Raw genomic sequence first — 8,703 nt, forward strand, 5'->3', positions numbered from 1 at the left:
GAGAACGCCCACGGGCGCCTGAGGACTGGACGCCTGGTTCACGCTGCCCTGTCACCAGGCGCTACTACTCCGCTATGACAGAAATATCTGATGCGGCACCACGGCGGAAGTCATTTCTGACATACTCACAACAGCCGCGACGATGTTTGAAACGCATTCGGCTGGAACGCTCACGAGATGGCGCGAGTTACGGCAGACAGCTGTCAGGGACCGCAGCCCCGAAGAGCGCGGGCAGCGTGGCCGAGTGGGCCCTCTGGAGGTCGTCGAGGCTGATAGCGAAGGCGTCCTGAACGTCGAGAGTGTCGCCGTCCACCACGCCGATGCGCCGGCATGGCAGCCCGCGGGCAGCGCACATGTCGGTGAACCGCAGCTCCTCCGATCGGGGGACGGCCACCACGGCTCGGCCAGCCGACTCGCTGAACAGCTCGGTGAACACGTCCGCGGCCCGGGGGAAGACGATGCGGGCACCACGCCCCCCGCGCAGGCACGACTCGACCAGAGCGGACGCCAGACCACCGTCGGACAGGTCGTGCGCCGCGGTCAGCATTCCGTCACGCGAACCCGCAACCAGGATCTCAGCCAGCAGCTTCTCCACGGCGAGATCGACCGCGGGCGGCTGCCCACCCAGGTGACGGTGCGACACCCACGCCCACTCGGACCCGCCGAACTCTGGATGGGTCTCCCCAAGCAGCAGCAGTGAGTCGCCCTCGTCGGTGAAACCGATCGCGACACGCCTGGCCACGTCGTCAAAAAGGCCGAGGACGCCGACCACCGGAGTGGGATTGATGGGCATCGAGCCGGTCTGGTTGTAGAAGGAGACGTTGCCGCCGGTCACCGGCAGGCCAAGGTGGCGGCAGGCCTCCGCGAGCCCCCGGGTCGCCTCGGCGAACTGCCACATGACCTCCGGGTCCTCGGGCGAACCGAAGTTCAGGCAGTTCGTGACCGCGATCGGCACGGCACCGGTGGCGGCCACGTTGCGGCATGCCTCAGCCAGGGCAAGCTGCGCGCCCGTGAACGGGTCGAGCCGGGCATACCGACCGTTACCATCTGTCGCCAGAGCGATACCAAGACCGGTCTCCTCCGAGAGCCTGACAACCCCGGCATCCTCGGGCTGCGCGAGCACGGTATTGGCCTGCACATAGCGGTCGTACTGATCGGTCACCCAGGTCTTTGAACACAGATTCGGTGAAGCAATCATAGCCAACAGAGTTGAGCGCAGGTCGTCTCCGCTGATCGGACGCGGCAGCACCGCCGGGTCGTCGGCCCGCAGCGCGTCCAGATCCGCCGGCCTGCGGATCGGCCGATTGTACACAGGCCCGTCGTCGGCAAGCGAACCGGGTGGCACGTCGACGACAACCTCGCCATGCCACTGGATGACAAGACGACCGCTGTCAGTAACACTTCCGATCCGAGTGGCAAGGACGCCCCAGCGTTCGGTGACCGTGAGCACCTCTGCCAGCGAGTCCGGAGCGACGATCGCGAGCATCCGCTCCTGGGACTCGCTCGCCAGGATCTCGTGCGGCGCCATCGACGCCTCCCGCAACGGGACGAGGTCGAGATCGACCGCCATGCCGCCGGGACCACCGGCGGCGAGCCCGGCCGCGGTTGTCTCGGTCAGCGCGCAGGTCAGCCCCGCGCCGCCGAGATCCTGGATAGCCACGACCAGCCCGCGGTCGAACAGCTCCAGACAGGACTCAATGAGGATTTTCTCGGTGAACGGGTCGCCGACCTGCACCGACGGCCGGCGGGCCGGTCCGCCGCCCTCGTCAAAGGTCGCCGAGGCCAGGACCGACACCCCCCCGATACCGTCCCGGCCGGTCTTCGCGCCGAGCAGGACGACCGCGTTGCCAACCCCGGCTGCCGCCGAAGTCTGTATCCGCCCGACCGGCATCACCCCCACGCACAAGGCGTTGACCAGCGGGTTCCCCAGATAGGACGGATCGAAGACGACCTCCCCGCCGATCGTCGGCAGGCCCAGGCAGTTGCCGTAGCCACCAATACCCGCGACCACCCCGGGCAGCACCCGCGCTGTGTCGGGCGCGTCCGCGTCGCCGAACCGCAGCGAGTCAAGGACGGCGACAGGCCGGGCGCCCATCGTCAGAATGTCGCGGACGATCCCACCGACGCCGGTGGCCGCGCCCTGGTACGGCTCCACGAAGCTCGGATGGTTGTGTGATTCGATCTTGAAGGTGACGGCAAGGCCCTCACCAACAGCGACCACCCCGGCGTTCTCGCCCATACCGACGAGCATGCGGTCACCGGCGGGTATGTCACGAAAGCGCCGCAGGTGCACTTTGGACGATTTATACGAACAGTGCTCGCTCCACATCACCGCGTACATGGCAAGCTCGGCATCGGACGGCGGTCGACCCAGCGCGGAAACGATCCGGGTGTACTCCTCATCGGTGAGGCCAAGGGCCTGGCTCGTGGATACCGTGGTTGGTACGCCGGTCACGTCGTCCATCCTCCCGGAGGTTCCGGCCGCGACAACCCGATCTCGGCCACCCAGCCTCGGTGGTTCCACCGTGACAACAACGACAAAAATGACACGGACACCCAGGCTGTCATCAGGAGTGGCCGTAGGGCTCTGGACCGGCGCCGTCGCCGGTTACCGCACCAGCGCCATCGTCTTGCACCGAACCGGGCGAGTGTGCCGACACACCGATGAGTTCCAGGTCGGATGATTCCAGGTCGCCCGGATCATCGTCATACACAACCGCCTCGGGATGCGCCGAGGGAGCGACCAGCGCCTCCGAGTGCGCCCCACAGCCATGATCAAGGGCGGTCACCCGACCGTCATCCGGGGCCATCTCGTTGGCGCACACCCCGAACACGCGGCCGAGAATACCGGCCAGACGAACGTGAAAACCGCATGTCTGACAGGCCGCGGGAGCGACCCGCGCGATAGACGCCTCCGGGCCGGACTCGCCTGCGTACCAACGAGCAAGCGCATCGTCACGCCCCAGCACGGACAACAACCGCGGACGGCCGAGCCCGATCTCATACCAGGCGTCGGTGTCGACGAACTCCTCAACATCACCGAGACGCAGGGTGAGCCGCGGGTCGTCCACGGCGGTCGGCAGCAGATCCCCGACCCCGACATCGCCCGGTCGCAGCCGCTGCGACCACGGCACCCACTGCGGAGCGGTCAGGGCGCCGTCGCCGGGCAACAGCACAACATCATCCACAGTGACTTTCCGCATCCGCGACGCGCGGCTCACGACCACCGTCCACACCCAACCGGGATAGGCTCGGGCCGTACACGCAAAGCGATGCAGGACGAGACGCTCGCCCTCCGCCTCGACGCCGAGGTGCTCGCCAACACAGCTCGGATCATCAGCCTCGGTGACCGCGGCGGCGCGGGCTTCCTCCACAGCCGTGGCGCACGCGGCGTCCAGCGCGGGCGGTTTGGGCCCCTTGGCCGCCCGCGGGGCCTTCGGTGTTTTCGGTGTTTTCGAGGTTTTCGAGGTTTTCGAGGCGGGGGGCCGGGCCACTCGCCCAGCCAGCTCCGGGGGCTCCGGCTCAGCGGGCGCCGACACGCCCCGGCTCGTCCGTGGCAGCGACCCGGATGCCTGGGGATCAGCCCGGCTCCCATCCGCGGCAGATGGCTTCGAGGTCGGTGTTCCCGGGCTGGACGATCCCGGATCGGACGATGTCGACGCTACCGTTGGTGTCGCTATCGCTGAGCCACGCTGCACATCCTGAGCCTCCACGTACGTATTGTCGCCTACAGGTTCCGGAAGTGTGCCGCGTGGTCGCGGTGGTCCTCCTGGGGAGAGGGGACACTCTGGATGGTGAACGTGGGCAGTGCTGTCACCAGCGGGATTCGAAGGCTGCGTGCGTCCGGCCGCAGCGGCGGCGCCGAGCAGTCGGGGCTCGCGGCCCTCACCGAGCTTTCCGTCGTCAACGCGGCGGGGGACGCGCTGGTGACGGTGGCGCTGGCCGGCTCCCTCTTCTTCGCCGTGCCGACGGGCGAGGCCCGGTCGAAGGTCGCCATGTACCTACTGATCACCATGGTGCCGTTCACCCTGCTGGCGCCGGTGATCGGCCCAGTGCTGGACCGGTTCGCCCACGGCCGCCGCACCGCGCTGGCCGCGATCTGCCTGGCCCGCGGCATGCTGGCCTGGCAGCTCGCCGGTTCCCTCGAGCACGGGGTGGCCGTCTACCCCCTCGCGCTCGGCCTGCTCATGCTCTCCCGTGGGTTCGGGGTGGCCCGCAGCGCGGTGATCCCCCGCGTCATGCCCCCGGAGCTGACCCTCGTGAAAATCAACTCCCGGGTCTCCCTGGTGAACATCGCGGCTGGCTCGGCGGTAGCGCCGCTTGGCCTCACCATCGCCAAGATTCCCCATGTCGGTTACCCATGGGTGCTGCGGGTCTGTGCGATCGTCTACATGACCGGCGTCCTGCTGGCATTCAATCTGCCCAAACACGTCGACTCCGCCGCCGGTGAGAAACGCGCCTTTGTGCTGGGAGCAATCGTCAGCCACCGGAACATGGCCAGCCGCCTGCTGCGCGCCATGGGCGGCCTGCCGGTCGCGCTCCGCGCTTCTCTGGTGCTGCGCGGCCTGGTCGGATTCCTCACCTTCTACCTGGCGTTTCTGCTGCGGACGAGCGGTGGCACCAATCTCTGGCTCGGTGCGCTGGCGATCTGCGCGGGGGTGGGCAGCGGCCTGGGCGTGTTCATCGGCGGGCGGCTGGGCCGCCGGCGGCCCGAGGCACTGCTGATGCTGTCGCTGCTGATGGCATCAGGTGGTTGTCTCGGCGCCGCGATCAACTACACAAGGCTCACCTCGCTGCTGGCGGCCTTGCTGGCAAGCATGGCGGGTTCAATGGGAAAGCTCGGCCTCGACGCGATCATCCAACGTGACATCGCCGAGGACACCCGCAACTCCGCGTTCGCCCGCTCGGAAACCGCGATTGCGCTCGCGTGGGTCGCCGGCGCCGCGGTCGGCCTGATCGAGATGCCGGGGACGCTCGGCTTCGCGGCAGCCTCCGCGGTGGTCCTGCTCACAATGTTCGTGGAGACCCGGGCCCTGTACCGGGCACGGGCCGCGAGCCGCGCCCGTCGGGGACGCTCGGAAAATCCGGGGTGGGCCGGGCCAGCCGCGGGCGCAACCCTCGCGGCCGGGCACCCGGCGATCATCCAGGACACCGCGGTGCTACCAGACGCGGCGACGCTGCCGGACACCGCGGTCCGGTCCTAGGGTGTGCTTCGGGTGTGCTTCGGAAAGCCGTCCGTCCGGCTCGCCACGCCCCAGGCGGCCCCCTGATCGAACGACGGCTTCCAGAACACGCCGTAACGGATCCCGGTGATGCGCCCGAGCCCGGCCTACCCGCGAGCGACCGCGGGACAGGCTGCCCGGACCGCCGATGGAATAGCCCCATCAGCTGAGACCGACAACCCACTCGCCAGATCGCGATCCGAGCGGCATCCGACCCGTGCTGAACGATAACCTCCGACCGTGTCCGTATCTCGGCTACTTCCCCGCATCCGATGGCAACGCCTGATCGTGCTGCCTGTCCTCGGCGCGCTCGTCGGAGTGCTCACTGGCTGCGACCGGCCAACGCCGCTGGTGAGCATGCAGGCTGGTCGAAACTTCGTACAGGCGCACGCCGCCCAGTACGAGCGCGACGGCAGGGTGATCAAGGATGCCGGCTACCAGCTCCCGGTGCTGCACGCCGCTCCCGGGGAGACGATCAACATCGACGTTCCGAAGTCGGTTGCCAGCCATGGATATTTCCTGGCGTCCAACGACGCCCGGATTTCCAACACCATAACCGATCCGCACTACCGCCTGACCGTGCCGGAAGGACAGGGCGAGGCCTCCCTGACCATCTTCCAGGCGCCAAGCGGTAGCTCCAGCCAAGCGTCCGGAAGCTGGCCGTTCCGTCTTGTCATCCACCCATAGGTTCATGATCGACAACTTCATGGTCGAGACGCGCTCAGGACCCGTCCCCGCATCGGGGTCCGTATGAACCGAATCCTGCTGGTCACCGCGGTCAGCCCGGAGGCTGACGCGGTCTGCGCCGGAATGATGGGGATGTGGCAGCCGCGGGCCACGGTTGCCGGCGCCGCGTCGTCCCGCGGCGGCTCGGTGCCGTCATGGGACCGCCAGCTCCTGACCGCGGTACGGCTCGGCCCCTACCTGGGACGCCGGTCTGGTTCGGTGACCGTCCTGGCTGCCGGAGTGGCCGGTCCGGCCGCGGCGGCGGGTACCGCGACCGCGCTGGCGATCGCCCGTGCTTCGGGTGACCCGTTCGACCTGGTCATCTCCCTCGGTATCGCGGGCGGTTTCGCCGGCCGCGCCGATATCGGCGACCTGGTCGTCGCGGACGCGCTGGTCGCCGCGGATCTCGGTGCCGAGGCGGGCGCCGACGGCCCGCTGGACAAACCCGCATCGCAGCCGCCGCCCACCGGATCAGCATCCAGCGCGAACAGCGGAGCCGACGGGTTCCTGAGCCTGGAGCAGCTCGGCCTCGGGCCGTCCAGGCTGATTCCCCGTGAGAGCGTCGTCGAGCGGCTCGTCACCCTGCTCGCGGTCACCGGACGGACAATCAGGACCGGACCCGTACTCAGCGTCTCCACGGTCACCGGGACCGAGCGGCGGGCCGCGGCGCTGGCGCTGCGGTTCGGCCCGGCCGCCGAGGCAATGGAAGGCTACGCGGTCGGTGTCGCCGCGGCGGCGTTCGACACACCTTTCGCCGAGGTCCGCGCGGTCAGCAACGCGGTCGGTCATCGTGACCGGTCGAGTTGGGACGTGCCGGAGGCACTCGCCGGGCTCAGCGCGGCCGCCGCCAGTCTGGCCGCCGGCATCGACACGCTTGCCAGCGTCCTGCCCGCCGCTGACGGCAGTGCCTGCGGCGCCGGGCCGGCCAAACCGGCTCCCGGGGCCGGCACACGGTGACATCGCGGTCAGCACTGCCATCGCCGTTGTCCGTGGCAATCTCGCCGTGCCCAAACGACACGTTCGCCTTCCACGCTCTGGCGCACGGGCTCGTTGCGGGCGTACCGCCGGTCACCGTGACCTTCGCGGACATCGACGTGCTGAACTCCCGCGCCGTTGCCGGCCTCGACGACCTGGTGAAGGTCTCCTACGCGGCTCTGCCCTGGCTGCTGGGCTCCTACCAGCTGCTGTCCGCGGGCAGCGCCCTGGGACGCGGATGTGGACCACTCGTGGTCACCGCCGGCCGGGACGACCTGTCCGGCGCGCGTATCGCGATACCCGGGATGCGCACGACCGCCTATCTGTTGTTCCGCCTGTGGGCAGCGGGACGCGGCGTCGGCGGCATCGACGTCCTGCCCTTCGAAAAAATCATGCCAGCGGTGCGCGACGGGCGGTACGACGCCGGCCTGGTCATTCACGAATCGCGGTTCACCTACCCGTCCTACGGGCTCACCGCTGTGGCGGACCTGGGCGACTGGTGGGAGTCCGAAACCGGCCTGCCCATCCCGCTGGGAGCCGTCCTCGGCCGGCGTGCGCTGGACGGCAGCGCGCTCTCAGCCGCGGTGCGGGCAAGCGTCGCGGCGGCTTTCACCGACCCTCGGGCATCGCGGACCTATGTGCTGAACAACGCGCAGGAAATGGACACCGAGGTCGTGAACGCCCATATCGAACTGTATGTTAATAATTACACCCTGTCACTCGATGACGAAGGCTACACGGCGATCGAGACGCTGCTGGGACGAGCGGCCACCGCCGGGCTCGTCCCGCCGATGCCAGCTCTGCCACGCTGACCGCGGCGCCGGCCGATTCGACCAGCGCCGGACCGAAGATCCGCAACAGGCTCAAGCGCCGAGACGAGCGCTCAAGCCTCCAGCTCATCGGCGACCGCATGGACGACCTTGGCCACTGTCTGGGCTGTCCGGCGATCCGGATAGCGCCCCCGGCGCAATGAGTTCTGCACCTCGTCCAACAGCTTGATCATATCCTCGACCATGCTGTGAAGCTCGTCCGGGCTGCGCCGAGCCGCATGTGCCGCGGCTTTCGCCACCGACGGCGGAGCCGCGAGTACCCGCACCGACAGCGCCTGATCGCCCTTTCGGCCCGCGGCAACGCCGAACTCGACCCTGTCGCCGGGCTTGAGCTTCTCCACCCCTGGCGGTAGCGCGCCCTTATGGACGAACACATCACCGCCGTCATCACGGCTGAGAAAGCCGAAGCCCTTGTCGACGTCGAACCACTTGACTCTGCCGGTGGGCACGGGCGACCTCGTTCTGCGTGGCGAAGGGAGACTGTTCAGTCAGATGTCGAGGTCTCCAAGGCTATCCGGGGACACGGCCGTGAGCGGTCATCCGCGCCTATTCGTACCCGATCACGGCCAACCGGCGGGCAACGACGACCCGGCCACCGGCTTCTCGTGCCGGCGTGGGCAGCAGGAATCACCCGGCGATCCGTAGGCTGGCCGGTGTGGCTTACCAACAACCCCACCGGTCTGATCGGCCGACGGCGCCACGACCATCCGTGGCCGTATCGCGCACGCTCCCCGGGAACACGCGCGGACGAACGGTGGACATGCTCGTCCGGATCGGGACCAGCCTCTTCGCGGTCGGCCTCGTCGCCACCGCGATCATCATCATCCCTTTCTTCTTCGGTGTCACCGAGCGGCCCACCTGGTTGAACGTGCTGGCGGCGGGCGGATTGACGATCGGCCTCGGGGTCGCGCTCGTCGCGATCGTGGCCGCTGTGCTCTCCCCCGCGCCGG

7 protein-coding genes and 1 pseudogene are annotated in these 8,703 nt (G+C 68.7%); 5 read left to right on the forward strand and 3 right to left on the reverse strand.

The window, feature by feature from the left end; all coding sequences use genetic code 11:
* Window positions 1–187: 187 nt before the first annotated feature.
* Together purL and MJ783_RS09350 are read right to left on the reverse strand one after the other, a co-directional pair.
* The gene (gene purL, locus MJ783_RS09345) at window positions 188–2,464 is read right to left on the reverse strand and encodes a phosphoribosylformylglycinamidine synthase subunit PurL (RefSeq protein WP_239309988.1); all 2,277 of its coding nucleotides are present in this window, start codon (window positions 2,462–2,464) and stop codon (window positions 188–190) included.
* A gap of 103 nt (window positions 2,465–2,567) precedes the next feature.
* Window positions 2,568–3,539 carry a DUF3027 domain-containing protein gene (locus MJ783_RS09350; protein WP_370651576.1) on the reverse strand — a complete coding sequence of 324 codons (972 nt, stop codon included), beginning with the start codon at window positions 3,537–3,539 and terminating at the stop codon, window positions 2,568–2,570.
* A gap of 252 nt (window positions 3,540–3,791) precedes the next feature.
* Between MJ783_RS09350 and MJ783_RS09355 the strand changes: the two genes are divergently transcribed.
* The 4 genes from MJ783_RS09355 (at window position 3,792) to MJ783_RS09370 (ending at window position 7,735) form a co-directional block, all read left to right on the forward strand.
* Window positions 3,792–5,204 (forward strand): MFS transporter, encoded by a 1,413-nt coding sequence (locus MJ783_RS09355; RefSeq protein ID WP_370651577.1) that lies wholly within the window; start codon window positions 3,792–3,794, stop codon window positions 5,202–5,204.
* Window positions 5,205–5,462: 258 nt separating this feature from the next.
* On the forward strand, window positions 5,463–5,909 hold the full coding sequence (locus tag MJ783_RS09360) for a hypothetical protein (RefSeq protein WP_239309989.1): 447 nt from the start codon (window positions 5,463–5,465) through the stop codon (window positions 5,907–5,909).
* 63 nt (window positions 5,910–5,972) lie between these two features.
* Window positions 5,973–6,905, forward strand: coding sequence for a futalosine hydrolase (mqnB, locus tag MJ783_RS09365; protein ID WP_239309990.1), 933 nt, complete (start codon window positions 5,973–5,975; stop codon window positions 6,903–6,905).
* Window positions 6,902–7,735 carry a 1,4-dihydroxy-6-naphthoate synthase gene (locus tag MJ783_RS09370; RefSeq protein ID WP_239309991.1) on the forward strand — a complete coding sequence of 278 codons (834 nt, stop codon included), beginning with the start codon at window positions 6,902–6,904 and terminating at the stop codon, window positions 7,733–7,735. The genes mqnB and MJ783_RS09370 overlap by 4 nt, the downstream gene beginning before the upstream one ends.
* Before the next feature lie 71 nt (window positions 7,736–7,806).
* On the opposite strand, the gene MJ783_RS09375 is transcribed toward MJ783_RS09370, so the two are convergent.
* Window positions 7,807–8,202 (reverse strand): cold-shock protein, encoded by a 396-nt coding sequence (locus tag MJ783_RS09375; protein WP_239309992.1) that lies wholly within the window; start codon window positions 8,200–8,202, stop codon window positions 7,807–7,809.
* A gap of 311 nt (window positions 8,203–8,513) precedes the next feature.
* Between MJ783_RS09375 and MJ783_RS09380 the strand changes: the two are divergent.
* Window positions 8,514–8,703 (forward strand): annotated as a pseudogene (locus MJ783_RS09380) (hypothetical protein); the annotation flags it as partial.

It is taken from the genome of Protofrankia sp. Cj3 (assembly GCF_917627355.1).
Taxonomy (GTDB): Bacteria; Actinomycetota; Actinomycetes; order Frankiales; family Frankiaceae; genus Protofrankia.